20 protein-coding genes are annotated in these 25820 nt (G+C 72.4%); 16 read left to right on the top strand and 4 right to left on the bottom strand.

Features of this window, described 5'->3' with window-relative positions; genetic code table 11:
- Window positions 1-139 precede the first annotated feature (139 nt).
- From FHL80_RS04600 to ald, 6 genes are all read left to right on the top strand, one after another.
- The gene (locus tag FHL80_RS04600) at window positions 140-1573 is read left to right on the top strand and encodes an MFS transporter (protein ID WP_138732275.1); all 1434 of its coding nucleotides are present in this window, start codon (window positions 140-142) and stop codon (window positions 1571-1573) included.
- A gap of 25 nt (window positions 1574-1598) precedes the next feature.
- Window positions 1599-2474 carry a transketolase gene (locus FHL80_RS04595; RefSeq protein WP_138732274.1) on the top strand — a complete coding sequence of 292 codons (876 nt, stop codon included), beginning with the start codon at window positions 1599-1601 and terminating at the stop codon, window positions 2472-2474.
- Window positions 2471-3523 (top strand): transketolase family protein, encoded by a 1053-nt coding sequence (locus FHL80_RS04590; protein ID WP_138732273.1) that lies wholly within the window; start codon window positions 2471-2473, stop codon window positions 3521-3523. Before FHL80_RS04595 ends, FHL80_RS04590 begins: the two co-directional genes overlap by 4 nt.
- 46 nt (window positions 3524-3569) lie before the next feature.
- On the top strand, window positions 3570-4331 hold the full coding sequence (locus tag FHL80_RS04585) for an SDR family NAD(P)-dependent oxidoreductase (RefSeq protein WP_138732272.1): 762 nt from the start codon (window positions 3570-3572) through the stop codon (window positions 4329-4331).
- Between the two features lie 217 nt (window positions 4332-4548).
- Window positions 4549-5943, top strand: a complete 1395-nt coding sequence (locus tag FHL80_RS04580; protein ID WP_138732271.1) for an aspartate aminotransferase family protein — start codon at window positions 4549-4551, stop codon at window positions 5941-5943.
- Window positions 5944-5998: 55 nt separating this feature from the next.
- Window positions 5999-7129 (top strand): alanine dehydrogenase, encoded by a 1131-nt coding sequence (ald, locus tag FHL80_RS04575; protein WP_138732270.1) that lies wholly within the window; start codon window positions 5999-6001, stop codon window positions 7127-7129.
- 8 nt (window positions 7130-7137) lie between these two features.
- Here ald and FHL80_RS04570 read toward each other — a convergent pair whose 3' ends face one another.
- Both FHL80_RS04570 and FHL80_RS04565 read right to left on the bottom strand, forming a co-directional pair.
- Entirely contained in the window at window positions 7138-8040 is a 903-nt protein-coding gene (locus FHL80_RS04570) for a universal stress protein (RefSeq protein ID WP_138732269.1), read from the bottom strand.
- Between the two features lie 30 nt (window positions 8041-8070).
- Window positions 8071-9897 carry an amino acid permease gene (locus FHL80_RS04565; RefSeq protein ID WP_138732268.1) on the bottom strand — a complete coding sequence of 609 codons (1827 nt, stop codon included), beginning with the start codon at window positions 9895-9897 and terminating at the stop codon, window positions 8071-8073.
- Window positions 9898-10071: 174 nt separating this feature from the next.
- Here FHL80_RS04565 and FHL80_RS04560 point away from each other — a divergent pair, with 174 nt between their 5' ends.
- From FHL80_RS04560 to FHL80_RS04550, 3 genes are all read left to right on the top strand, one after another.
- A complete protein-coding gene (locus FHL80_RS04560) occupies window positions 10072-10905 on the top strand; it encodes an alpha/beta fold hydrolase (RefSeq protein WP_138732267.1) in 834 nt (277 codons plus the stop codon).
- Entirely contained in the window at window positions 10898-11557 is a 660-nt protein-coding gene (locus tag FHL80_RS04555) for a TetR/AcrR family transcriptional regulator (protein WP_138732266.1), read from the top strand. Before FHL80_RS04560 ends, FHL80_RS04555 begins: the two co-directional genes overlap by 8 nt.
- A 74-nt stretch (window positions 11558-11631) precedes the next feature.
- The gene (locus tag FHL80_RS04550; RefSeq protein ID WP_216870418.1) at window positions 11632-12915 is read left to right on the top strand and encodes a hypothetical protein; all 1284 of its coding nucleotides are present in this window, start codon (window positions 11632-11634) and stop codon (window positions 12913-12915) included.
- Between the two features lie 15 nt (window positions 12916-12930).
- Here the strand turns inward: FHL80_RS04550 and FHL80_RS04545 are convergent, their stop codons facing one another.
- Window positions 12931-13776 (bottom strand): CmcJ/NvfI family oxidoreductase, encoded by an 846-nt coding sequence (locus FHL80_RS04545; protein WP_138732265.1) that lies wholly within the window; start codon window positions 13774-13776, stop codon window positions 12931-12933.
- A 342-nt stretch (window positions 13777-14118) separates the two neighbouring features.
- Here FHL80_RS04545 and FHL80_RS04540 point away from each other — a divergent pair, with 342 nt between their 5' ends.
- From FHL80_RS04540 to FHL80_RS04515, 6 genes are all read left to right on the top strand, one after another.
- Window positions 14119-15924, top strand: a complete 1806-nt coding sequence (locus FHL80_RS04540) for a BCCT family transporter (RefSeq protein ID WP_246078454.1) — start codon at window positions 14119-14121, stop codon at window positions 15922-15924.
- Between the two features lie 222 nt (window positions 15925-16146).
- On the top strand, window positions 16147-17379 hold the full coding sequence (locus tag FHL80_RS04535) for a sarcosine oxidase subunit beta family protein (protein ID WP_138732263.1): 1233 nt from the start codon (window positions 16147-16149) through the stop codon (window positions 17377-17379).
- Between the two features lie 14 nt (window positions 17380-17393).
- On the top strand, window positions 17394-17672 hold the full coding sequence (locus FHL80_RS04530; protein ID WP_138732262.1) for a sarcosine oxidase subunit delta: 279 nt from the start codon (window positions 17394-17396) through the stop codon (window positions 17670-17672).
- Window positions 17669-20539 (top strand): 2Fe-2S iron-sulfur cluster-binding protein, encoded by a 2871-nt coding sequence (locus tag FHL80_RS04525; RefSeq protein WP_138732261.1) that lies wholly within the window; start codon window positions 17669-17671, stop codon window positions 20537-20539. Before FHL80_RS04530 ends, FHL80_RS04525 begins: the two co-directional genes overlap by 4 nt.
- Window positions 20532-21113: a sarcosine oxidase subunit gamma gene (locus FHL80_RS04520; protein WP_138732260.1), complete on the top strand. Its 582-nt coding sequence runs from the start codon at window positions 20532-20534 to the stop codon at window positions 21111-21113. Before FHL80_RS04525 ends, FHL80_RS04520 begins: the two co-directional genes overlap by 8 nt.
- Window positions 21114-21124: 11 nt before the next feature.
- Window positions 21125-23590, top strand: a complete 2466-nt coding sequence (locus tag FHL80_RS04515) for a GcvT family protein (protein ID WP_138732259.1) — start codon at window positions 21125-21127, stop codon at window positions 23588-23590.
- 65 nt (window positions 23591-23655) lie between these two features.
- On the opposite strand, the gene FHL80_RS04510 is transcribed toward FHL80_RS04515, so the two are convergent.
- A complete protein-coding gene (locus FHL80_RS04510; protein ID WP_246078453.1) occupies window positions 23656-24324 on the bottom strand; it encodes a GntR family transcriptional regulator in 669 nt (222 codons plus the stop codon).
- A 122-nt stretch (window positions 24325-24446) separates the two neighbouring features.
- On the opposite strand from FHL80_RS04510, the gene FHL80_RS04505 reads away from it, so the two are divergent.
- The gene (locus FHL80_RS04505; protein ID WP_138732257.1) at window positions 24447-25820 is read left to right on the top strand and encodes an L-serine ammonia-lyase; all 1374 of its coding nucleotides are present in this window, start codon (window positions 24447-24449) and stop codon (window positions 25818-25820) included.

Genomic DNA, 25820 nt, shown 5'->3' with positions numbered 1-25820 from the left:
GGGACCGTGCGCCCGACGAGGGTCCACGGTGACCCTTGACACTGTGACGTTGACCTCCCACACTCGTTGCCAGTTGACTGTTAACAGTCAACACCAGCGGCCACTGGAACCCATGTCCAGCGCTCACCCGGAGGTCACCATGACCGAACGGCACGTCCCCGACCGTGGCTCCCCTCTCGCAGAGGTGGCCGAGTGGCACCCGATCGACGGCACCCCGACCAAGAAGAAGGTCGCTGTCGGCTGCTCCATCGGCGCGACGATCGAGACCTACGACTTCATCGGCTTCGGCACAGCCGCGGCCCTGTACTTCAACGACGCGTTCTTCCCGGCCAGTGACCCGCTGTCGGGCACGCTGCTGTCCTTCGCGACGCTGGGCATCGGGTTCGCCGTCCGCCCCCTCGGCGGGATCGTCGGGGGGTACCTCGGCGACCGGATCGGCCGCAAGCCGGTCCTCGTCGGGTCCCTGCTGCTCATGGGCATCGCCACCGTGCTGATCGGGTGCCTGCCGACCTACGACCAGGTCGGCGTGTGGGCCGGCGTGCTGCTGGTCGCGGTCCGGGTGGTCCAGGGGCTCGCGTTCGGCGCCGAGTGGGGCGGCGCGATCCTCATGTGCTTCGAGCACGCGCCGTGGCGCAAGCGTGGGCTCTACACCGGGATCACCCAGGCGGGCTTCCCTGTCGGGTTGCTGCTGGCGAACCTGGCGTTCCTGATCAGCGTTCCGCTGGGCGGCACGTGGGCATGGCGGGTGCCCTTCCTGCTCAGCGCCCTGCTCATCGCCGTGGGCATCTTCATCCGGCTCAAGCTGGAGGAGTCCCCGGAGTTCGAGGAGCTCAAGGAGGAGGGCGAGGTCTCGAAGAACCCGCTCGCCGAGGTGATCCGCAACGACTGGCGGAACATCGTCCGGGCGTTCTGCCTGCGCACCGCCGAAACGGCCGGCTACGCGGTGTCGGTGACCTTCCTGCTCTCCTACCTGTCCAAGGAGGACCTGGCCGACCGCCCGGTGACCCTCACCGCGCTCATGGTCGCGGCCGGCATCGGCATCTTCGCCACCACCTTCTGGGGTGCGCTGACCGACCGCATCGGACGCCGGCCGGTCTACATGTTCGGCACGGCGGCCACCCTGCTCTGGAGCGTCCCGCTGTTCCTGGTGGTGAACACCGGCGTGGCCACGGCGATCGTGCTCGCCTTCATCGTCAGCTACGCCGTCTGCCAGAACTCCCTCGCCGGCGTGCAGGGGGCCTGGTTCCCGGAGCTGTTCGCGACGAAGACCCGGACCACCGGTGCCTCGCTGGCCTACCAGTTGTCCGCCGTGGTCTCCGGGTTCACCCCGCTGGTCGCCACCGCCCTGTACGCGGGAGTCGGGTGGGTCGGCCCCGCCCTGCTCTTCATGTCCTACGGGCTCCTCGGGCTGGGTGCTGCGTTGCTCACGCCGGAGACCTGGGGCCGGGCCGAGCGCGACGAGGTCGCCGCTCTCCAGCGGAGCTTCTCCGCTCCGACCACACCCGGCGCGGCCCCCCAGCCGCGGACCGCGTCGGACCAGCGGCAGCTGATCACCGACTCGGCGACGGACTGACCCCACTGACGACGAGGAGCACGTCATGACCGCACTCTCATCACCGCAGGCCCCGGCCGGCACGGACCAGCGGTCCGAGCGGGTGGAGCGGATCCGCCAGGCCGCCTCCCGGATCCGGCGCAACGCACTCGACATGGGGGAGGTGCAGGGGCAGGGGTACATCGGCCAGGCGCTCGGCGTGGCCGACGTCCTCGCCGTGGTCTACACCGACCAGCTGCGCTTCCGGCCGGAGGACCCGCACTGGCGCGACCGGGACCGCTTCCTGCTCTCCATCGGGCACTACGCGATCGCCGCGTACGCCGCGATGGCCGAGGCCGGCATCATCCCGCTGCAGGAACTGGAGACCTACGGCTCCGACGACTCCCGGCTGCCCATGTCGGCGATGGCGTCCTACACGCCGGGCATGGAGATCTCCGGGGGCTCGCTCGGCCACGGACTCGGGGTGGCCACTGGCATGGCCCTGGGCCTGCGGCACCTCGGCAACGAGGCGCAGGTGTTCGACCTGCTCTCCGACGGCGAGCTGGACGAGGGGTCCACCTGGGAGGCGGCGATGGCCTGCGCCCACCACGGCCTGGACAACGTGACCGCGATCGTCGACGTCAACGCCCTGCAGGCCGACGGCCCCACCGCCGGTGTGCTGCGCACCGAACCGCTCGTCGACAAGTGGCGCGCCTTCGGCTGGCACGCGCTGCGGGTCGACGGCAACGACGTCGCCGTGCTCGTCGCCGCCTTCGACGAGATCCGGAGGCACCGCGGCTCGCCGTCGGTGCTGATCTGCGACACCCGCATCGGCTGCGGCGTGCCGCTGCTCGAGAACCGGGAGAAGGCCCACTTCATGCGGGTCGACGAGGCCGAATGGCAGATCGCCCGCGACCAGCTCCAGGAAGGACTGGCCCGATGACCAGCACCGCACGCCGCAAGAAGCTCACCACCTCGGCGATGATCGCCTCCTTCGCCGACCCGGGGCAACGCACCACCAGCGCCCCCTTCGGGCATGCGCTGAACCGCCTGGCCGAGGAGCGCCCGGAGATCGTCGGGCTGTCGGCCGACCTGGCCAAGTACACCGACATGCACGTCTTCCGCGACGCCCACCCCGACCGCTTCTTCCAGATGGGGATGGCGGAGCAGGTCATGCTGGGCGCCGCCGCCGGGATGGCAGAGGTGGGCCTGGTGCCCTTCGCCTCCACGTACTCGGTGTTCGCCACCCGGCGCGCCTACGACTTCCTCTGCCTCGACATCGCCGAGCCGGGGCTGAACGTCAACGTCGTGGGCGCACTGCCGGGGCTCACGACCGGGTACGGGCCCAGTCACCAGGCCACCGAGGACCTGGCGATCCTCCGCGGCTGCCCGAACCTGACCATCGTCGACCCGTGCGACTCGGTGGACATCGAGCAGGCCGTGCCGGCACTCGCGGCCGCACCCGGGCCCACCTACCTCCGGTTGCTCCGCGGAGCGGTGCCCACCGTGCTGGACGAGTACGACTACCGCTTCGAGCTGGGCAAGGCCGCCGAGCTGCGCACCGGTCGGGACGTCGTGCTCATCTCCACCGGCCTGATGACCATGCGCGCGCTGCAGGCCGCGGAGCGGCTCGCGGCCGACCACGTCGACGTCGCCGTCCTGCACGTGCCGACCATCAAGCCGCTGGACACCGCCGCGATCCTGCGCGCGGCGCGCACCGATCGGCTGGTCGTCACGTGCGAGAACCACAGCGTCATCGGTGGACTGGCCGAGTCCGTCGCCTCGACGCTCGCCTTCGCCGGGGTCGGGGCCCGCGTGGTCCCCGTCGCGCTGCCCGACGAGTTCCTCGCTGCCGGCGCCCTGCCCACCCTGCACGACCGGTACGGGCTGTCCACCGACGCGCTCGTCACCAGGGTCCGCGCTGAACTGGGCGGGACCAGCGGTGACCAGCCCAGCGCCTGGGCCGCCGACCCGGTCCCCGCCACGGCCTGACCGACCACCTCACCTGCCCATCCGAACCCACTCCTGGAGGACCACCATGTCCGTGTCCGACCTCACCGCCGTCGTCACCGGCGCCGGCTCCACCCGCGGCATCGGCCGCGCCACCGCCCACGCGCTCGCTGCCGCGGGCTGGAACATCGCCGTCCTCGACCTGGACGAGGCCAGCGCCAAGGACGCCGCCCACGAGGTGGCCGAGCGGCACGGCGTCGCGACCGTCGGAGTCGGGTGCGACGTCACCGACGAACCGTCCGTCGAGGACGCCCTGACCGTCCTGGACGGCGCCGTGCCACCGGTCGGCGCCCTGGTCAACAACGCCGGCATCACCTCGCCGACCCCGTTCCTCGAGGTCAGCGGCGAGGAGTGGGACCGCATCGTCGCGGTGAACCTGCGGGGCGCCTTCAACGTCACCCGGCGTACAGCCGCGGGGATGGCCGAGCGCGGCTTCGGCCGGATCGTCTTCCTCTCCTCGGTGTCGGCCGAGCGGGGCGGCGGTGTCTTCGGCGGCGTGGCCTACTCGGCGGCCAAGGCCGGCCAGCTCGGCTTCACCCGGGCGCTGGCCCGCGAACTCGGGCCGCACGGGGTGACCGTGAACGCCGTCGCCCCTGGCTTGATCGACACCGACATCACCGGCGGTGCCCTGGAGGGCGGGCGCAAGGCGGAGCTCATCGCCGGGGTCCCCGTCGGCCGGAACGGCAGCGTCGCCGACGTCGCCGACCTGATCACCTACCTGTGCCGGGAGGAGTCCGGCTACATCACCGGGGCGACCTACGACGTCAACGGCGGATCCCACATGCACTGACCACCGCCGCGGGGATCTGCCGCTCACGGGGGTCGCAGGTGCACGTCCTGTCGGCCCGGCAACACAGGTCGGAGGCGGGTCGCCCGGAGCGGGCGGCCCGCCTCCAGCACGAGCACCGGCGAGGGCCGGGCGCCCCAGGCCGCCGGGTGACAACGAGCTCACGGGTCCGCAGACTGCTGGCACAGCTCGTCCGATCCGACGCCACGAGGAGCACCGCATGACCACCTCGATCGAGCAGCCCCCGGCCGGGATCCCGGACGCGACCGCGGCCCGGGCAGCGGACCACCTGTGGATGCACTTCGCCCGTCAGGGCCGCCACCCGGAGATCCCCGTCCCGGTCATCACCCGCGGGGAGGGCGCCTACATCTGGGACAACCAGGGCCGGAAGGTCCTCGACGGCCTGTCCGGGCTGTTCGTCGTCCAGGTCGGGCACGGCCGCCGCGCGCTGGCCGAGGCGGCCGCGAAGCAGGCCGCCGAGCTCGCGTACTTCCCGGTGTGGGGGTACACCACGCCGGTGCAGGCCGAGCTGGCCGAGCGGGTCGCCGACCTCGCGCCCGGCGACCTGAACCGGGTCTTCTTCACCACCGGCGGGGGAGAGGCCGTGGAGTCGGCGTGGAAGGCCGCCAAGCAGTACTTCAAGCTGATCGGCAAGCCGGGCAAGCACAAGGTGATCAGCCGGGCGGTCGCGTACCACGGGACCCCGCACGGCGCCCTGGCCATCACCGGGCTGCCCGCCATGAAGAAGGACTTCGAACCACTCACCCCGGGCGGTTTCCGGGTGCCCAACACCAACCTCTACCGCCACCCGGAGTTCGCCGAGGACCCGAAGGCCTTCGGGCTGTGGGCTGCCGACCGGATCGAGGAGGCGATCCTCTTCGAGGGCGCCGACACCGTCGCCGCGGTGTTCCTCGAGCCGGTGCAGAACTCCGGCGGCTGCCTCGTGCCGCCACCGGGCTACTTCGACCGGGTCCGCGAGATCTGCGACCGGCACGACGTGCTGCTCGTCTCCGACGAGGTCATCTGCGCCTTCGGCCGGCACGGTGCGACCTTCGCCTGCGACAAGTTCGGCTACACCCCCGACCTGATCACCTGCGCCAAGGGGATGAGCTCCGGGTACGGCCCGATCGGCGCGATGATCGCCTCGGAGCGGGTCGTGGAGCCGTTCCTGCGCCCCGGCGTCGCGTTCCCGCACGGCTACACCTTCGGCGGCCACCCGGTGTCGGCGGCGGTCGCGCTCGCCAACCTCGACCTCATGGAGGACGAGGGGCTCAACCAGCGGGTGCTCGACAACGAGGCCGCCCTGGGCGCGACGCTGAGCAAGCTGCTGGACCTGCCGATCGTCGGTGACGTCCGCGGTGACGGTTACTTCTGGGCCGTCGAGCTGGTCAAGGACAAGGCGACCCGGGAGACGTTCGACGCCGCGGAGCGGGAGCGCCTCGTCCGCGGCTTCCTCCCCGGCGCGCTGTTCGACAACGGCCTGTACTGCCGCCCCGACGACCGTGGTGACGTCGTCGTCCAGGTCGCTCCGCCGCTCATCTGCGGTCAGCCGGAGTTCGACGAGATCGAGCAGGTCCTGCGGCAGACGCTGGTCCAGGCCCAGGACCTGCTCTGACGACCACGAGGCGCCTCTCCCATCGAGGAGGGCCAACCACGGAAGGAGATCCGCCATGAGCGCGCTCGTCGTCGGTGTACCGAGCGAGATCAAGGACAACGAGAGGCGGGTGGCACTCACCCCCGACGGCGTCGTGGAGCTGGTGCACGACGGGCACCAGGTCCTCGTGCAGGCCGGTGCCGGTGCCGGTTCCCGCTTCCCCGACGACGAGTACGCCGCCGCCGGCGCGAAGGTGGTGCCGACGGCCGAGGAGGTGTTCGCCGCCGCCGACCTGGTCGTCAAGGTCAAGGAGCCCGTGCCCGCGGAGTACGACCGCTTCCGTGCGGGCCAGCAGCTGTTCACCTACCTGCACCTGGCCGCCGACCGCGGCGTGACCGAGTTCCTGCTGGAGCGGCGGATCGACTCCATCGCCTACGAGACCGTGCAGACCGCCGACGGCAGGCTCCCGCTGCTGACCCCCATGAGCGAGGTCGCCGGCCGGATGGCCGTGCAGGCCGCCGCGCACCACCTGGAGAACCCCGCCGGGGGAGCGGGCATCCTGCTCGGCGGCGTCCCGGGGACACCCGCGGCGAAGGTCCTCATCATCGGCGGCGGCGTGGCCGGGACCGAGGCGGCGAAGATCGCGCTGGGCATGCGGGCCATCGTCCGGGTCCTGGACACCAACCCGAGCCGGCTCGCCTACCTGTCCGACATCTTCGGCGGGCGGCTGGACCTGGTCACCCCCAACCGGGCGCGGACCGCGGCCTACGTCGCCGAGGCCGACGTCGTGATCGGTGCGGTCCTGGTGCCCGGCGCCAAGGCACCCAAGCTGGTCAGCAGGGACATGATCGCCACGATGCGGCCGGGCAGCGTGGTCGTCGACATCGCCATCGACCAGGGCGGCTGCTTCGAGACCAGCCGGCCGACCACCCACTCCGACCCCACCTACGTCGAGGAGGGGGTCGTCCACTACTGCGTGGCCAACATCCCGGGGGCGGTCGCCCGCACCTCGACCCTCGCGCTGACCTCGGCGACGCTGCCCTACCTCGTCCGGGTCGCGCGGGACGGCGTCGTCGGGGCGGCCAAGACCGATCCCGCGCTGCGGCTGGGGCTGAGCACGGTCGGGGGAGACCTCGTCAGCCAGCCGGTCGCCGAGGCGCACCAGCTGCCGCACACCGACCCCGCCGTCCTGCTCGCGGCACGGTGAGCCGGCGCTCATCCCCCGGTCGTGGGCCGGGGCATCGCGCGGGGCCACAGGAACACCGGCACGGGGGAGTTCCGCACGATCTTGGAGGCGTGCGACCCCAGGAAGAACCGGCTGACCGCTGAGCTGCTGGTCCCGACGGCGAGCACCTCACCGCTGCCCCAGGGGATGTCGGTGAGGGCCTCGGCCCACGTCCCACCGCGACCCACCACGACGTCCACCCGGGTCGCCGCTCCGCCGGGCGCGGCGTGCAGTGCCTGCCGGACGTCGGCCTCCAGTCCCGTGGCCCACTCGCCGACCACCAGGCCCTCCGCGGAGGGCTCGATGCTCCCCGCGGCAGCGGTCAACGGCCGGACGGCGAAGCACGCCACCCGCAGGCTCGCCCCGATGTCCGCGGCCACCCTGGCGGCGGTCAGCAGCAGGTCGCTGTCCTTGTCCGCCCGCCCGAAGGCGACCGTGATTCGGGAGATCCGGGCGTTGGTCGTGCCGGTGTCGAAGCCCCGGGGCGCCAGGGTCACCGGGATGTCGGCGCTGTGCAGGATCCGCTCGGCGACCCCACCCAGCGAGACGACTCCCAGCAGGCCGGTCGAGGACGAGCCCAGCGCCACCACGGTGGCGCGCCGGTCCCGGGCCACGTCGAGCAGCCCGGAGGACACCGAGCGGGCTGGGTGGCTGACCAGCTCGACGGAGAGGTCGGGACCGATCTGGGTCAGCGCCAGCGCCAGCGCCTCCTGGGCCGCCTTCTCCTGGTGGGCGAGGAACGCGGCGTCCATCCGGAGGGGGTTCGGCGGCCACGGGGTGGGGACCACGGTGGCCAGGACCACGTCGTCGGAGGACGAGCGGGCGAGCATCGACCCCAGGTGCACGGCCGCAGCGCCCCGCTCGTTGGGCGCGAGGCCGATCACCGTGGTCATCGGGTCGGTCCGCCGGGGCGGGTTCGACCGTCAGACACCGACGTGCACGGACTCGACGACCACGTGGGTGATCGGGATGTCGTAGGCCTCCCGGGCGCGGTCCACCACGTCGTAGCGCAGCCAGGCCGAGCGTTCCTCGGGCAGGGTGCAGATGACCAGCCGGTCGGGGTGGAACTTGGCGACCGCATCGGCCAGCGCCCGCAACGGCTTGTAGGTGCCCAGGGCGCCGTCGGCCTGCAGGCCCTCCGACCGCAGGATCTCCAGCGTCCGGTCCAGCCGCGCCTGCGCGGCCTCCGTGGTGGCCTCCCAGATGTAGACCGCACCCCGGTGCATGGCCTGACCGGTGTCGATCGGGTTGGCGGGCACGCAGACGAAGTACTCGGCCTTGCGCGCGCGGTCGATCGACCGCAGCTCGTCGAGCAGCTCCTCGCCGTTGACCGTCTCGTTGGCCAGGACCAGGACCCGCTCGGCGGGCGCCTCCGCCCCGGCGGGGACCGGAGCCACCACGTTCGGCGCCCGGTGCAGCCGCTTGGTGGCGAAGTACAGGACCACCACGACCGCCCAGGACCCCAGGCTCAGCCCCAGCTGGGTACGGGCGTCCTCGTCGAGAGCCATCTGCACCAGCACGGCGAGGATCGCCGCGACGACGAGGACGGACAGCACCGGGAACGCCCACATCCGCACGGTGAGCTTCTCCGGCGCCGTGCGGGTGCGCAGGATGATCTGCGAGATCGCGATCAGCAGGTAGACGAAGAGGATCACGGCGCCGGAGGAGTTCAGCAGGAAGGAGAACACCGTGTCCGGCGACACCGCGGCCGCGATCACGCAGAGGAAGCCGACCACGGTGGAGGTGAGGATCGCCGCCATCGGCACGCCGCGCCGGTTGACCGACATCAGCGCGAGCGGGGCCTCGCGCCGGGCGGCCAGCACGAACAGCATCCGCGACGCCGTGTAGAGGCCGGAGTTGAGGCAGGACAGGACGGCGGTAAGCACCACCGCGTTCATGATGTGGTCGGCGCCGGGGATGCCCATCAGCTTGAAGGCGGCGACGTAGGGCGACGCGGCGAGCTCGGCGGAGTTCCACGGCAGGATCACGGCCAGCAGGAAGATCGACCCGACGAAGAAGACGGCGATCCGCATGATCACCGAGTTGGTGGCCCGGGCGATGGCCCGGCCCGGGTCGGGGGACTCCGCGGCCGCGATGGTGGCCACCTCAGCGCCGACCATCGAGAAGATCACCACCACGATGGCGGAGAAGATGGCGCCGATGCCGAGCGGGAAGAAGCCGCCGTGGCTGGTCAGGTTGCTGAAGTCGAGTGATCGGTCGGGCCAGGCGCCGAGCACGAACAGCGTGCCCAGCGCGATGAACACGACGATGGCAGCGACCTTGATGCCGGCGAACCAGAACTCGAACTCGCCGAACGAGGACACCGAGAACAGGTTGGTCACCGTCATCAGGCTCATCAGCAGCAGCGACATCAACCACAGCGGGGCGTCGATCCAGTACTGCAGGACCTTCGCCCCGGCGACGGCCTCGAAGCCGATCACGATCACCCAGAAGTACCAGTAGAGCCAGGCGACGGAGAAGCCCGCCCAGCCCCCCAGCGCGGTGCGCGAGTAGTCGGCGAAGGAGCCGGTGGAGGGGTTCGCGGTCGCCATCTCGCCGAGCATCCGCATCACCAGGATGATCAGCACCCCGGTGATGGCGTAGGTCAGGAAGGCCGAGGGGCCGGCGCCGGCGATCACCGTGCCCGAGCCGACGAACAGCCCCGCACCGATCACGCCACCCATGGCGATCATGGTGAGGTGCCGCTGCTTGAGGCCCTTCTTGAGCTCGGTGGGGGGTGCTGCTCCCATTGCGTCACCTCGTGGAGGTCGAGCCGGGTTCTCCGACATCGGCATGGTGGGGCATGACGACCGATCCGCCGAAGGCTACTGCGGGCGTCCATGGACGGCATTCCGGCTGCTTGACGGCCATGGCTAACAACAGTAGCTTTGAGCTAACTCAATCAGCCAACCGCGGAGGACGTCATGACCGAGCACTTGACCGTCGATGGTGGGACTCTCGCGTACGAGGTGACCGGCGGTGCCGGGCCGCTGGTCGTGCTCGCGCACGGCATGGGTGACAGCCGCGAGGCGTACCGCTTCGTCGCGCCTGCACTGGTGGACGCCGGGTACCGGGTGGCCGCCGTCGACCTGCGTGGCTGCGGCGAGTCCAGCGTGGGCTGGGCGTCCTGCACGCGCACCGACATCGCGGGCGACCTCCTCGCCCTGGTGGAGCACCTGGGTGGCCCGGCGGTGCTGGTCGGCCATTCCATCTCCGGTGGCGCTGCCACCATCGCCGCGGCGAAGTCCCCGGCGCTCGTCACCGCGGTGGTCGAGCTGACACCGTTCACCCGCGCGCAGCACGTCGGGCTCGGCGACCTGCGGGTCGCCCGGTTCCGCCGCGGCATGCTGCACCTGCTCGGCACCGGCCTGTTCGGCAGCACCGGTCAGTGGAACCGGTACCTGGACCTCGCCTACCCCGGGCCCAAGCCGGCCGACTGGGATGCGCGCCTGGAGCGGATCGACGCGATGCTGCGCGAGCCCGGGCGGATGAAGGCCCAGCAGCAGATGGGCCGGTCCGGCGCCGGGGACGCCGGCGCCCAGCTGGGCAACGTCCGCTGCCCGGTGCTGGTCGTGCAGGGCACCCTGGATCCCGACTGGGCCTCGCCGCAGGCCGAGGGCGAGGCGATCGTCGCCGCGCTGCCCCCCGGCCTGGGACGACTGGAGATGATCGCCGGTGCGGGGCACTACCCGCACGTCCAGTTCCCCGAGCAGGTGGTCACCATGATGCTGTCGTTCCTGGACGCCGCGCGTGCCTAGGGCCGGCCTCGACCCGGCCGCGGTCGTCGCGGCGGGCGCAGCGCTCGCCGACGAGGTCGGCTTCGCCGCCCTCAGCATGGGCCAGCTGGCCGAGCGGGTCGGTGTCCGGACGCCGTCGCTGTACAAGCACGTCGTCAACCAGGAGGACCTGAACCGGCGGATCGCCGCACTCGCCCTCGCCGAGGCCGCCGACGCCGTGGGCGCAGCCACGCAGGGCCGCGCAGGGCGGGACGCGCTCGCTGCCGCGGCCCGCGCGTTCCGCGACTTCGTCCTCACCCACCCGGGCCGGTACGCGGCCACGATCGGCGTCGAGCCGACCGGCCCGGACGACCCGATCGCCGTCTCGGGATCGCGGTTGCTGGTCGCCTTCACGGCGGTGTTGCGGGGGTACGACCTCGCCCCGCACGACCTGGACCACGCGCTGCGCGCACTGCGGAGCTCCTTCCACGGCTTCGCCACCCTGCAGTCGGCTCACGGCTTCCAGTGGTCCGCCGACGTGGACGACAGCTTCGAGTGGCTCATCGACCTCGTCGACCGCGGCCTGCGGACCACCGCGTCGCGCCAGACCGGCCGACGGCCCGGTCCGGACCGGGCTGCCGCAGCCCCCGGGGCCGGGGGACACGGTGCTCGCGCTCGAACGCCGCTCGCGTGAGACGGTCAGCCAGGCCGGCGACCGGCCGGAGGCGCACGACACCACGCGGCAGGCGCACGGGAGGCGGGCGGACGATGGAGCTCACGGTCGAGGAGATGCGGCGGCCACCGCAGGTCTACGCGTGGAGCCGGTTCGGCCACCCCGAGTACACCGACTGGCTGGACGAGAGCCTGTCCTGGAAGCAGACCTGCTCCTTCGGGGACTGGTCGTTCCTCTGGCAGCACCGGTTCACCGGCCCCGACGCCGTCCGGCTGATCGCCGACTTCTCCGTCAACAGCGTCGAGCAGTGGGAGACCGGCCAGTCCAAGCACGCCATCCACACCAACCGCGACGGCAAGGTCGTCCACGAGGGCGTCGTCACCAAGTTCGGCGACGAGGACTACGTGGTCCACGGCCGGGGTGGGTTCTGGCTGGACCACCAGCTGGCCCGCGGCGACTACGAGGCGCAGTGCCGGCAGGAGGACTGGTTCGTCTTCCAGGTCGCCGGACCGAACGCGCTCGCCGTCCTCGACGCGGTCACCGACACGCGTGTCCTGCTGACCACGGCGTTCATGCGCATCTCGCAGATCGAGATCGGCGGGCACCCCGTCTGGGCGCTGCGCCAGGGCATGTCCGGGGAGGTCGGGTTCGAGCTCCAGGGTCCCCGTGAGGAGGGCGAGGAGATCCGTCAGCTGCTGATGGAGGCGGGCAGGCCGTTCGGCATCCGCCGCATCGGCGCCCGGGTCACCCCGATCAACCACCTGGAGGCCAGCTACCCGACCATCGCCACGGACTACATCCCGGCCATCTTCGACGCCGAGCTGGCCGACTACCTCGCCGAGTTCCGGTCCTCCATGCCCGACTTCGCGCAGCCGGCCTACATCGCCGGCAGCTACGACGGCCAGCGGGTCAGCGAGTACTACCGCAGCCCCGTCGAGCTCGGCTGGGGTCGCAACGTCAGGTTCGACCACGACTTCCTCGGCCGCGAGGCCCTGGAGGTCGAGAAGGCGTCACCGCGCCGGGTGCTCCGGACGCTGGTCTGGGACGCCGAGGACGTGCAGGACGTGTACGCCTCGCTGTTCCGGCCGGGCGAGAACTACGAGTACATGGACATGCCCCGCGACCAGCGGGGGTTCATGTGGGCGGACCGGGTGTCGCGGGACGGGGCGACGGTGGGCGTGGCGACCTCGCGCGGGTACAGCTACTGGTTCCGGCAGATGATCTCGCTGAGCACCATCGACGTCGCCGCGAGCGAGCTGGGGACCGAGCTCGTCGTGCACTGGGGCAAGCCGGGCGGGCGCCAGAAGGAGATCCGCGCCGTGGTGGCCCCCGCGCCGTACAAGGAGGACCGCAGCCGGGGCGACCTCGGCACCCGCTGACCGACGGTCCCCACCTCAGGAGAAGTAGGCGAAGGTGCGGAGCTCGATGCTGTGCCGGGGCACGGCGCCCTGCGCGGCGGGATCCGGGAACGCGGCGTGCGGCGCTGCCCACGCTCCACCGCGGCCGGTGTCGCCCAGCTTGATCAGCAGCACCTCGTCCCGGGTCATCCCGGGGAAGTACCACCAGACGTGTGCGGGGCTGTAGCGGACCTTCCAGCTGCTGCCGACCGGCCGGAGGTGCTCGACCGGTCCGAACGGGTCCGCCGGCAGCTCGTCGACGAAGTACGTGGTGATCGGCGCGCCGTCGTCCGCGGCGGTCGTGCGGGAGTCGCACAACGCCAGGGGCCAGTCCTGCGGCGGCGGGCTGAACACCCGCCAGGTGCTCGTGACGACCGCCCGCCGGAACCCGGGGCCGTCGGGGAAGTGCCGGGTGTAGGCCCGCGCCACCATGCCGGGGACGTGGTCGGGGGCGTAGTCGACGTGCACCCCGCCGGCCGGCGGCTGGGCGCCGTGCTCGGCCGGGGCGACCGAGCGGCGCAGCTCCCACCCGCGGGAGAGGACCTGGTCGGCGCCGAGCTGCTCTTGCACGAACCGGCAGACCTCCGGGACGTAGACGCCCTCCAGCTGGGCCGGGTCGGTGAAGTCGGTGACCGCGCTGCGGTGGTCGACGAGCACGAACCCCTGGACGTCGAGGGCGAAGGAGTCCTGGACCGGCCGGCCGTCGCGGATGCTCACCGGGCGCTTCTCGACGAGCTCGGTGGCGACCCGCGCGCCGCGGGCGATGAACTGCCGGCCGAGGGTGGTCCGCGGGTCCAGGTAGTCCAGCTCCGCCCGGACGGCAGGCCGGGTGTCGTCGGTCACCAGGTGGTCCTCCCTCCGGGCCGACGACCAGCCATCACCGCCGGACCGTAGCGCGGAGTCCCCTCGTGTCCCAGCGCTGCGGTGCCGACCGGTGGCCACGTTTCGGCCATGTCACGTGTACGGAAACTCCCGGCGAGGCCTTGTCGCCCGCCCTCTTGAGTGGTTCCCTCTTGCGAAACCCACTGCGACATCCGCAACAGGTTGGGGAACGTCATGAGAGATCCGAGCCAACAGCACGCTCCCGACCCCCGCCCGTCGGGCGCGCCGCCAGGGGAGCCCGTTCGGGCTCCGGACGGCTCCGGGCACGGAGCGCACCCCGCGATCGCCGAACCCCCGCCCTGCATGGCGGACCGGCACTGGGACGTGGACCGGGTGCTCTTCGCCGTCGCGGCGGTGATGGCCGTGGGCTTCGTGGCCTGGGGCTTCTTCAGCCCCACCGGCCTGGGGTCCGCCAGCGGGACCGCCCTGGCGTGGATCACCGGCAACCTCGGCTGGTTCTTCGTGCTGCTGGCCACGGCGTTCGTGGTGTTCGTCATCTGGCTCGCGGCCAGCAGGTACGGCCGGATCCCCCTGGGCCGGGACGGTGAGCGGCCGGAGTTCCGCACCGTCTCCTGGATCGCGATGATGTTCAGCGCCGGCATGGGCATCGGTCTGATGTTCTACGGCGTCGCGGAACCGCTGGCCCACTACGTCTCCCCACCGCCGCTCACCGACGAGGCCGAGACCTCGGCGGCCATCGAGACGGCGATGGCCACGACGCTGTTCCACTGGACGCTGCACCCGTGGGCGCTGTACGCCGTGGTCGGGCTGGCCATCGCCTACGGCACCTTCCGCAGGGGACGGCGCCAGCTGATCAGCTCGGCCTTCATCCCGCTCTTCGGCGAGCGCCGGGTCGCCGGGCCCGCCGGCCGGGTCATCGACGTCCTGGCGATCTTCGCCACGCTGTTCGGCTCGGCGGCCTCGCTCGGTCTGGGCGCCCTGCAGATCGGCAGCGGCATGGAGATCCTCGGCTGGGCCGGCAGCGTGGGCAACGGCGTGCTGGTCGGCATCATCGCCGTCCTGACGGCGGCGTTCGTGGTCTCGGCCGTCTCCGGCGTCGCCAAGGGGATCCAGTGGCTGTCGAACACGAACATGGTCCTGGCCCTGGTGCTGGCCGTGTTCGTCTTCCTCGTCGGGCCGACGGTGTTCATCCTCAACCTGATCCCCGATGCGGTCGGCAGCTACTTCTCCGACCTGGGGGCCATGGCCGCCCGGACCGAGGCGACCGGCGGTGACGCGATGGCGACCTGGCTCCGTGGCTGGACCGTCTTCTACTGGGCCTGGTGGATCAGCTGGACGCCGTTCGTCGGGCTGTTCATCGCGCGGATCAGCCGTGGACGGACCATCCGCCAGTTCGTCACCGGTGTCCTGCTGGTGCCGAGCGTGGTGAGCCTGCTGTGGTTCGCCGTCTTCGGTGGCGCGGGCATCGACCTGCAGCGCGGTGGTGTCGACGTCGCCGGGGAGGGCTCGTCGGAGGGGCAGCTCTTCGCCGTCCTGGAGCAGTACCCGCTGGCCACGGCCACGACCGTGCTCGTCATGGTCCTCGTGGGGATCTTCTTCGTCTCCGGCGCGGACGCAGCGTCCATCGTCATGGGCTCGCTCTCCCAGCGCGGCACCCTGGAGCCCAGTCGGTCGGTCGTCATCTTCTGGGGCGTGACCATGGGAGCCGTCGCGGCGATCATGTTGCTGATCGGCGACGAGGGAGAGGCCCTCACCGGGCTCCAGAACCTCACGATCATCGCCGCTCTGCCGTTCGCGGTGGTGATGGCCGGGATGGCGGTGAGCCTGGTCAAGGACCTCCGCAGCGATCCCCTGGTCCTGCGCGGGAACTACGCGACCGTGGCGGTCGAGCAGGCCGTCGTCGACGGCATCAGCCGGCACGGCGACGACTTCGTCCTGGTCGTGGAGCGCGGACCGGGTGGGGAGGTGGTGCGGGCAGAACCGGTCCGGACGACGCCGTCGGCCACGGATCCGCGTCGGGACCCCGACCCGTCGGTCACCTCGGTGGGTGGGCAGGAGCCCCTCCGGCCGCGGGACGGGGTTCCGGTCGAGGTCCGCGGCGAGCGGGAGGCGCACGTCACGGGACGGCCGCAGGACCCGCGTGACTGACTCCTCCCCGGTGTCCTCCGCCGCCGGCTGATCCGACGGGACCGACGCGACGGCCTCCTGGCGGTGGACCCCCCACCGCCGGGAGGCCTGCGCTCGTCGGGCCGCCTCAGGGGCGTCGGGTGCCGCCGGCCGACCGCCCCTTGACCGCCTCGACGGGCCCGCCTAGTCTCCTACACGACTGATATACCAGTTTGCCGCACCCAACCCGACGGAGAGCGCCCGATGAGCCCCCGCACCCCCGGCGCGGACCTGCCGGAGCACCCGGACCTCCTGTGGCACGACCGCGAGCCGAAGCGCTCCTACGACGTCGTGATCGTGGGTGGTGGCGGCCACGGCCTGGCCACGGCCCACTACCTGGCGAAGGACCACGGCATCACGAACGTCGCGGTGCTGGAGAAGGGGTGGCTGGGCGGCGGCAACATGGCCCGCAACACCACCATCATCCGGTCGAACTACCTGTGGGACGAGAGCTCGGGGATCTACGAGCACTCGCTCAAGCTGTGGGAGGGGCTGGAGGAGGACCTGGGCTACCCGATCCTGTTCAGCCAGCGCGGCGTCCTGAACCTGGCGCACACCCTGCAGGACGTCCGGGACAGCGTCCGCCGGGTCGAGGCGAACAAGCTCAACGGCGTCGACGCGGAGTGGCTCGACCCGGACGAGGTCCGCAAGATCTGCCCGATCGTCAACACCTCCGGGGACATCCGCTACCCGGTCCTGGGGGCCACCTACCAGCCACGCGCGGGCATCGCGAAGCACGACTACGTCGCCTGGGGCTTCGCCCGTCGTGCCGACGAGGCCGGGATCGACCTGATCCAGGACTGCGAGGTCACCGGGTTCACCACCGACGGCGACCGGGTGACCGGCGTGCGCACCACCCGTGGCGACATCGCCACCGGCAGCGTCGCGCTCTGCGCCGCCGGGCACACCTCGGTGCTCACCGATCTGCTCGGCATCCCCGTCCCGGTGCAGAGCCACCCGCTGCAGGCGCTGGTCTCCGAGCTGCTGGAGCCGGTGCACCCCACGGTGGTCATGTCCAACGCCGTCCACGTCTACGTGTCCCAGGCGCACAAGGGCGAGCTGGTCATGGGAGCCGGGGTCGACTCCTACAACGGCTACGGCCAGCGGGGCGCCTTCTCCATCATCGAGCGCCAGATGGCCGCCGCGGTGGAGCTGTTCCCGGTCTTCGCCCGCGCGCACCTGCTGCGGACCTGGGGCGGCATCGTGGACACCAGCCCGGACGCCTCGCCGATCGTGGGACGCACCCCCTACGAGAACGTCTGGCTCAACTGCGGCTGGGGCACCGGCGGCTTCAAGGCGACCCCCGGCATCGGTTCGACCCTCGCGCACACCATCGCCCACGGCGAGCCGCACCCGCTCGTGGCGCCGTTCACCCTGGAGCGCTTCATCACCGGCGCTCTCGTCGACGAGCACGGCGCCGCCGCCGTGGCCCACTGAACCCAGGAGTCCTCGTGCAGCTCATCGCATGCCCGTGGTGCGGCCCCCGCGAGGAGGTCGAGTTCTCCTACGGCGGTCAGGCCCACGTGCCCCACCCCGCGGCCCCGGCCGACCTCAGCGACGAGGAGTGGGCCCACTACGTCTTCTTCCGCGCCAACCCGAAGGGCCGCTTCGCCGAACGCTGGAACCACAGCGCGGGGTGCCGCCGCTGGTTCAACGCGGTCCGCGACACGGCCACGTACCGCTTCGAGGCCGTGTACCGCCTCGACGAGCCCCGGCCGGTGACCCCGTGACCAGCACCTACCGCACCGCCGAGGGCGGGCGCATCGACCGCAGCACCACCCTCGGGTTCACCTTCGACGGGGAGGTCCTGACCGGCCACCCCGGCGACACCCTGGCCTCGGCGCTGCTGGCCGCGGGGCGGCACTCCATCGCCACCAGCGTGAAGCTCGGGCGCCCCCGCGGCGTGGCGGGCGCCTGGGCCGAGGACCCGTGCGGCCTGGTGCAGATCGAGGAGCCGTTCCCCGAGCCGATGCTGCTGGCGACCACCGTCGAGCTGTTCGACGGGCTGGCTGCGCACGGCCTGCCCGGTCAGGGGCGGCTGGCCGACGTGCCCGACTCCGCGCGGTACGACGCCGTCCACCACCACGTCGACGTGCTGGTGATCGGAGCCGGACCGGCCGGCCTGGCCGCTGCCCTCACCGCGGCCCGGGCCGGGGCCAGGGTCGCCCTGGTGGACGAGCAGTCCGAGGCCGGCGGGTCCCTGCTGTCGGGCACCGACCAGCTCGACGGGGTCCCCGCGACCGCCTGGGTCGAGGCCGCCGTGCAGGAACTGGCCGGTTCTCCGGAGGTCCTGCACCTCCAGCGCACCACGGCCTTCGGCAGCTACGACGACGGTTTCGTCCTCGCGCTCGAGCGGCGCACCGACCACCTCGGCGGCGCAGCACCCGAGCACCTGTCCCGCCAGCGGGTGTGGCGGCTGCGTGCCCGGTCGGTGGTGGTCGCCACCGGCGCCCACGAGCGCCCCGTCGTGTTCGCCGACAACGACCGCCCGGGGATCATGCTGGCCGGCGCGGCCCGGACGTTCCTGCACCGCTACGGGGTGCTGCCCGGCCGGGAGGCCGTCGTCTTCACCACCAACGACAGCGCCTACGACGCCGCCCTCGACCTGTCCCGGGCCGGCGTCCGGGTGCAGGCGGTGGTCGACGCCCGGCCGGACGGCGCACCGCACCGGCGTGCGGAGTGCGACGACGCCGGCATCCCGGTGCTCCCCGGGTCCGTGGTCACCGGCACCCGCGGCGTCGAGCGGGTGACGCACGCGCTCGTCGCCCCGCTGGCGGGGGGCCAGGTCGGCCCCAGCTCCGCGGTGGCGTGCGACCTGCTGCTGGTGAGCGGCGGCTGGAACCCGGCGGTCCACCTGTACAGCCAGGCCCGGGGACGCCTCCGCTACGACGACGAGCTCGGCGCCTTCCTCCCCGGCGACGACGTCGACGGCCTGGCCGCCGCCGGCGCAGCCGCCGGGGTGACCGACCTGGCCGGGTGCCTGGCCGACGGGCAACGGGTGGCCCGCGCCGCGCTGGCGTCGCTGCCGCTCGAGCCGGCCGCCGACGACCGGCTGCCGTCGGCACCGGAGTCCGGGACGCCGGCCGCGCCGATGGTCCTGTGGCGGGTCCCGGACACCTCCGGTGCGGAGGGCACCACCTCGTTCGTCGACCTGCAGCGCGACGCGACGGTCGCCGACATCGCCCGCGCCGTCGGGGCCGGCCTCCGTTCGATCGAGCACGTCAAGCGCTACACGACCATCGGCACCGCGCACGACCAGGGGAAGACCTCCGGCGTGCTCACCTCGGGGATCACCGCCGAGCTGCTCGGCGTGCCGGTCCGAGCGACCGGCACCACCACGTTCCGGCCGCCCTACACACCGGTGTCCTTCGCCGCGCTCGCCGGGCGGGACCGGGGCCGGCTCTTCGACCCGGAGCGGGTCACCGCGGTCCACGGGTGGCACGTCGCGCAGGGGGCCGTCTTCGAGGACGTCGGCCAGTGGGTGCGACCGCGGTACTACCCGCAGCCCGGGGAGGACATGGACGCCGCGGTCCTGCGCGAGTGCGCGGCGGTCCGCTCCTCGGTCGGCATCCTCGACGGCTCCACGCTCGGCAAGATCGACGTCCAGGGACCCGACGCCGCCGTCCTGCTCGACCGGGTGTACACGAACCTGATGAGCAGCCTGGAGGTCGGCTCGGTGCGCTACGGCGTCATGTGCGGCGTCGACGGCATGGTGATCGACGACGGCACCGTGCTGCGCCTGGCCGAGGACCGCTTCCTCGCCCTGACCACCACCGGCGGGGCGGCGAAGGTCCTGGACTGGATGGAGGAGTGGGTCCAGACGGAGTGGCCGGAGCTGCGGGTGCACTGCACCTCGGTCACCGAGCAGTGGGTCACCTTCCCGGTGGTCGGTCCCCGCTCGCGGGACGTCATCGGTGCCGTGTTCCCCGGCGTGGACGTCGCCAACGAGGCGTTCCCCTTCATGGCCTGGCGGGACACGACCCTCGACGGGGTGCCCGTCCGGCTGGCCCGGATCAGCTTCTCCGGAGAGCTCGCCTACGAGGTCTACGTCAACGCCTGGTACGCCACCGCCGTCTGGACGAGGCTGATCGACGCCGGGCGCCGGTTCGGCATCACGCCCTACGGCACGGAGACCATGCACGTGCTCCGGGCCGAGAAGGGCTACCCGATCATCGGCCAGGACACCGACGGCACCGTCACCCCGCACGACCTGGGCATGGCCTGGGCGGTGTCGAAGAAGAAGCCCGACTTCATCGGCAAGCGCTCCTTCGCCCGGCCCGCCAACACCGACCCGCGGCGCAAGCAGCTGGTCGGTCTGCTGCCCACCGACGGGCGCACCGTGCTGCCGGAGGGGTCCCAGATCGTGGAGCTCCACCCGGACGGCGTCCTCCCGCCGCCACCGGTGCCGATGCTGGGCCACGTCACCTCGAGCTACCGCAGCGCCGAGCTCGGCCGTCCCTTCGCGCTGGCCCTGGTCCGCGCCGGCCGGTCGCGGATCGGCGAGACCCTGCACGTCCCGCTGGCCGGGTCCCTCGTGCCCGTGGAGGTCACCGCGTCGGTCCTGGTGGACCCGGAAGGAGCCCGCCGCGATGGCTGAGCTGCTGCGCACGCACCCGCTGGAGGCGTGGACGGACACCTTCGCCGTCCTGCCCGCCGCCGTCGGCATCACGGTGGAGCCGTTCGTCGCGATGGCCGACGTCCGGCTCGGCGCCGTTGCTCCCGACGTGCAGGCCCGGCTGGGGGTGGACCTGCCGACGGTGCCCAACACCTGGGTGCCGACCGGGGACGGCCGGGCCATCTGGCTCGGTCCCGACGAGTGGCTGCTGACCAGCACGGCGGAGACGCCCGAGGCGCTGGAGGACCGGCTGCGCGCCGTCCTGGTGCCGCACGGGGGTGCCGCGGTCGACGTGTCGGCCCAGCGGATCGGCCTGCGCCTGACGGGGGAGCGGGTGCGCGATGTCCTCGCCCGGGGATGTGCCCTGGACCTGCACCCCCGGGTCTTCGGCTGGGGTGCCTGCGCCCAGACCACGCTCGGGCTCGCCGGCGTGGTGCTGCTGGCCCTGTCCGACGACGGCAGCGACCACGTCGTCCTCGTCCGGTCCTCCTTCGCCGGCTACCTCGCCGACTGGCTGCTGGACGCGGCCCTGGAGTTCACCACCACCGAGCAGTGAGGAACACAGCCATGTCCACCACCCCCCGCGTGGTCGTCATCGGAGCGGGGATCGTCGGTGCGAACCTCGCCGACGAGCTCACCGTCCGCGGCTGGCACGACGTCACCGTGGTCGACCAGGGGCCACTCCCGCTGACCGGCGGCTCGTCGTCCCACGCCCCGGGCCTGGTCTTCCAGACCAATGCCTCGAAGACGATGACGGAGTTCGCGCGCTACACCGTGGAGAAGCTGAAGAGCATCGACGTGGACGGCGCCTGGTGCTTCAACCAGGTGGGCGGTCTGGAGGTCGCCACCACCCCGGAGCGGCTCACCGACCTGTACCGGAAGCGGGGATGGGCCACCTCCTGGGGCGTGCAGGCCGAGGTGGTCGGGCCCGAGGAGTGCGTGCGGCTGCACCCGCTCATCGACGCGGACCGGGTCCTCGGCGGCCTGCACGTGCCCACGGACGGGCTGGCCAAGGCCTCCCGCGCCGTCGTGGCGCTGGCCCGGCGCGCCGAGGCGCGCGGTGCCCGTTTCCTGGGCTCGACGCGCGTGGTCGGCGTCGAGCAGGCGGGCGGTCGGGTGACCGGCGTCCGCACCCCCGAGGGCGTCATCCCCGCCGACATCGTCGTGACCTGCGCCGGCTTCTGGGGCCGGGCGGTCGGCGCGATGGTCGGGATGGAGGTGCCGCTCCTGCCGCTGGCCCACCAGTTCGCGTGGACCGGGCAGGTGCCCGACCTCGTCGGTCGCAACGACGAGCTCACCGAGGCGAGCCTGCCGATCCTGCGCCACCAGGACCAGGACCTCTACTACCGGGAGCGGGGGGACACCCTGGGCATCGGCTCCTACGCGCACCGGCCGATGCCGGTCGACCTGCGCGACCTGGCTGCCGACGACGACGTCCGCGAGTCGTCGATGCCCTCCATGCTGCCGTTCACCGAGGAGGACTTCGCGCCGGTGTGGGAGCAGAGCCAGCTGCTGCTGCCGTCGTTGCGGTCCACCAAGGTCGACACCGGGTTCAACGGCGTCTTCTCCTTCACCCCGGACGGCGGCCCGTTGATCGGGGAGTCCCCGGACGTCCGCGGCTTCTGGATCGCCGAGGCGGTGTGGGTGACGCACTCGGCCGGCGTGGGCCGGGCGGTGGCCCAGCTCCTCGTCGAGGGCCGGTCGGAGATCGACCTGCACGGCTGCGACGTGCACCGCTTCGAGGAGGTCCAGCTCGCGCCGGAGTACGTCAGCGAGACCTCCCAGCAGAACTTCGTGGAGATCTACGACGTGCTCCACCCGCTGCAGCCGCGGACGTCCCCGCGCGGCCTCCGGGTCAGCCCCTTCTCCGCCCGGCAGGAGGCGCTGGGCGCCGTCTTCCTCGAGGCCGGCGGGTGGGAGCGCCCACACTGGTACGAGGCGAACGCCGGGCTGGTCGAGCAGCTCCCGGCGGAGTGGACGCCCCCGGCGCGGGACCCGTGGGCGGCCCGGTTCTCCTCGCCGATCGCGGCGGCCGAGGCGTGGCGCACCCGCACGGCGGTGGCCATGTACGACATGACGCCGCTCAAGCGGCTCGAGGTCAGCGGCCCCGGCGCGCTCGGCCTGCTGCAGCGGCTCACCACCGGCCGGCTGGACAAGTCGGTCGGCTCGGTCACCTACACGCTGGCCCTCGACGAGGCCGGTGGCATCCGCAGCGACCTCACCGTGGCCCGGCTGGGGGAGCAGCTCTTCCAGGTCGGCGCCAACGGCAACCTCGACCACGACCTCCTCCGCCGTGAGGCGCCGACCGACGGCAGCGTCCAGGTCCGCGACACCACCGGCGGCACGTGCTGCATCGGCCTCTGGGGACCGCGGGCCCGCGACCTCGTCCAGCGGCTGACCTCCGACGACTTCTCGAACGAGGGGCTCAAGTACTTCCGCGCCAAGCGGGCCCGCATCGGCGGCGTCCCGGTGACCGCGATGCGGCTGTCCTACGTCGGCGAGCTCGGCTGGGAGATCTACACCAGCGCCGACAACGGGCAGCGGCTCTGGGACGTGCTGTGGGCGGCCGGGCAGGACCTCGGGGTGGTCGCCGCCGGTCGGGCCGCGTTCAACAGCCTGCGGCTGGAGAAGGGCTACCGGGCCTGGGGGCACGACATGACCACCGAGCACGACCCCTACGAGGCCGGGCTGGGCTTCGCCGTCCGCAAGCAGGACCAGGGCTACGTCGGCAGCGAGGCCGTCGCCGGGCTCGGGGACGGCACGGTCACCCGACGGCTCTCCTGCCTGACCGTCGACGACGGGCACAGCGTCGTCCTGGGTTCCGAGCCGGTGTTCCTGGACGGCCGTCCCGCCGGGTACGTGACCAGCGCGGCGTTCGGGCACACGGTCGGCCGCCCGATCGCCTACGCCTGGCTGCCGGCCTCGGCCGGTGTCGGCACGACCGTCGAGATCGAGTACTTCGGACGTCGCATCCCGGCCACCGTCGCCGCCGAGCCGCTCGTCGACCCGGAGATGACCCGCATCCGCGGCTGAGCACGGCAGAAGGCCCCCCTGCACCCCACCACTCGCAGGCTCGCGGCGGGCCCTGCAGGGGGGCCTCAGATCACCGCGCGGACGGCGGTCTCGAAGCCGAGCACGTGCTCCCGGGCGAGGGCGTCGGCACGGTCGGCGTCCCCTGTGGCGATCGCCTGCAGCAGCTGCACGTGTTCCGCGACGTGCTCGTCCACCGTCGGCAGCCGGTCCAGGAACAGGCAGAAGATGCGCGTCGCCAGGTTGTCGTAGCGGATCAGCACGTCCTCCAGGTGCGGGTTCCCGGCCACCCGGTAGATCGCGCGGTGCACCGACAGGTCGCACCGCATGAGCTCGGCGCGGTCCACCTGGGCGACGTCCATCTCCTGGATCCGGACCGCGAGCTCGGCGAGCTCGGCTCGTTCGCCGCGGGTGGCCCGCTCGGCGGCGCGCCGGGCCGCGAGCGGCTCGAGCTGGACACGGATCTCGGAGATGTGCGCGAGGTCGGAGATGTCCATCCCCGTCGCGAACGTCCCCCGGCGGGGGAACGACACGACGAGGCGATCGACCTCGAGGCGCTTGAGCGCCTCCCGCACCGGGGTCCGGCCGACCCCCAGCGCCCTGGCCAGCCCGTCGTCGTCGATCGGCTCGCCAGGGCGGATGTCCAGCATGATCAGCTGGTCCCGGATCGCGACGTACGCCCGCTCGGCCAGCGACGAGGCGGCAGCGGCGTCCGGGTCCAGCGGGGCAGCGGTCACCCGGCCATCGTAGTGGCTGATCGTCCGGGGGTCTTGCCTCATCCGAGTGAAAGACATACCGTCAACCCACACACTGATATACCAGCTCGTCCGAGCTGCGCTGGAACGGACGGAGGAGCGGCATGACCGTCAGTGCCTTCGACCTGTTCACGATCGGCATCGGTCCGTCCAGCTCGCACACGGTCGGACCCATGCGAGCGGCGTTCCTCTTCGTCACCCGGCTGCGCGACGCGGGCCTCCTCGGCCAGGTCGCCGGCGTCCGGTGCGAGCTGTTCGGGTCCCTGGGCGCCACCGGCCACGGCCACGGCAGCGTGCCGGCCGTCGTCCTCGGGCTGGGAGGCGAGCAGCCCGACCTCGTCGACCCCCTGACCGCAGGGTCCCGGGTCGAGTCGATCCTCCGCGAGGGGAGGCTCCGGCTGGCCGGCGAGCACCCCGTCGCGTTCGCCGTGGCCGACGACGTCGTCCTGCACCGCCGGAAGCGGCTGGACTTCCACAGCAACGGCATGCTCTTCCGGGCGCTCGACGCCGACGGAGGCGAGCTGTGTCGGCGCGAGTACTACTCGGTCGGCGGCGGCTTCGTCCTCGACGAGGACGAGACCGGGGCTCCGGCGATCGTCGAGGACCGCACGCCGGTGCGCCACCCGTTCCGCACCGGCGAGGAGCTGCTGGCCCGCACCCGCGAGTCCGGGCTGCGGATCAGCGACGTGATGCTCGCCAACGAGCTCTCCTGGCGCAGCGAGGCCGAGGTCCGCGACGGCCTGCTGCACATCTGGTCGGTGATGCAGGAGTGCGTGGAGCGCGGTACCCGTACGGCGGGCGTGCTGCCCGGGGGACTGAAGGTGCGCCGGCGGGCGGCGGCCCTCCGGGCCCAGCTGGAAGCTGGTCCGGAGGTGCCCGACCCGCTCCTGGCGATGGAGTGGGTGACCCTGTACGCGCTCGCGGTGAACGAGGAGAACGCTGCGGGCGGTCGGGTGGTGACCGCGCCGACCAACGGCGCCGCCGGGATCGTGCCCGCGGTGCTGCACCACCACCGTGACGTCGTCGGCAGCTGCTCCGAGGACGACGTCGTCCGGTTCCTGCTGACCGCCGCCGCGATCGGTCTGCTGTTCAAGGAGAACGCCTCCATCTCCGGAGCCGAGGTCGGTTGCCAGGGAGAGGTGGGCTCGGCCTGCTCGATGGCCGCCGCCGGCCTGGCCGAGCTGCTCGGCGGGACGCCGGAGCAGGTGGAGAACGCCGCCGAGATCGGCATCGAGCACAACCTGGGCCTGACCTGCGACCCGGTCGGGGGGCTGGTGCAGATCCCGTGCATCGAGCGCAACGCCGTCGGCGCGGTCAAGGCCATCACCGCTGCCCGGCTGGCCGTCCGTGGTGACGGGCGGCACCACGTCTCCCTGGACAAGGCGATCAAGACGATGCGGGAGACCGGCGCCGACATGAAGGACAAGTACAAGGAGACCGCCCGTGGCGGGCTGGCCCTCAACATCGTCGAGTGCTGA

Source organism: Modestobacter excelsi, from assembly GCF_005930495.1.
Lineage (GTDB): Bacteria > Actinomycetota > Actinomycetes > Mycobacteriales > Geodermatophilaceae > Modestobacter > Modestobacter excelsi.
The sequence above is the reverse complement of the archived record's forward strand: the minus strand, read 5'-3'. Positions and strand labels throughout refer to the sequence as shown.

Bases quoted from the DNA above. Each gene is read 5' to 3' on its own strand.
- FHL80_RS04600 (WP_138732275.1), top strand. From the start codon at position 140: ATGACCGAACGGCACGTCCCCGACCGTGGCTCCCCTCTCGCAGAGGTG.
- FHL80_RS04595 (WP_138732274.1), top strand. From the start codon at position 1,599: ATGACCGCACTCTCATCACCGCAGGCCCCGGCCGGCACGGACCAGCGG.
- FHL80_RS04590 (WP_138732273.1), top strand. From the start codon at position 2,471: ATGACCAGCACCGCACGCCGCAAGAAGCTCACCACCTCGGCGATGATC.
- FHL80_RS04585 (WP_138732272.1), top strand. From the start codon at position 3,570: ATGTCCGTGTCCGACCTCACCGCCGTCGTCACCGGCGCCGGCTCCACC.
- FHL80_RS04580 (WP_138732271.1), top strand. From the start codon at position 4,549: ATGACCACCTCGATCGAGCAGCCCCCGGCCGGGATCCCGGACGCGACC.
- ald (WP_138732270.1), top strand. From the start codon at position 5,999: ATGAGCGCGCTCGTCGTCGGTGTACCGAGCGAGATCAAGGACAACGAG.
- FHL80_RS04570 (WP_138732269.1), bottom strand. From the start codon at position 8,040: ATGACCACGGTGATCGGCCTCGCGCCCAACGAGCGGGGCGCTGCGGCC.
- FHL80_RS04565 (WP_138732268.1), bottom strand. From the start codon at position 9,897: ATGGGAGCAGCACCCCCCACCGAGCTCAAGAAGGGCCTCAAGCAGCGG.
- FHL80_RS04560 (WP_138732267.1), top strand. From the start codon at position 10,072: ATGACCGAGCACTTGACCGTCGATGGTGGGACTCTCGCGTACGAGGTG.
- FHL80_RS04550 (WP_216870418.1), top strand. From the start codon at position 11,632: ATGGAGCTCACGGTCGAGGAGATGCGGCGGCCACCGCAGGTCTACGCG.
- FHL80_RS04540 (WP_246078454.1), top strand. From the start codon at position 14,119: ATGGCGGACCGGCACTGGGACGTGGACCGGGTGCTCTTCGCCGTCGCG.
- FHL80_RS04535 (WP_138732263.1), top strand. From the start codon at position 16,147: ATGAGCCCCCGCACCCCCGGCGCGGACCTGCCGGAGCACCCGGACCTC.
- FHL80_RS04520 (WP_138732260.1), top strand. From the start codon at position 20,532: ATGGCTGAGCTGCTGCGCACGCACCCGCTGGAGGCGTGGACGGACACC.
- FHL80_RS04515 (WP_138732259.1), top strand. From the start codon at position 21,125: ATGTCCACCACCCCCCGCGTGGTCGTCATCGGAGCGGGGATCGTCGGT.
- FHL80_RS04505 (WP_138732257.1), top strand. From the start codon at position 24,447: ATGACCGTCAGTGCCTTCGACCTGTTCACGATCGGCATCGGTCCGTCC.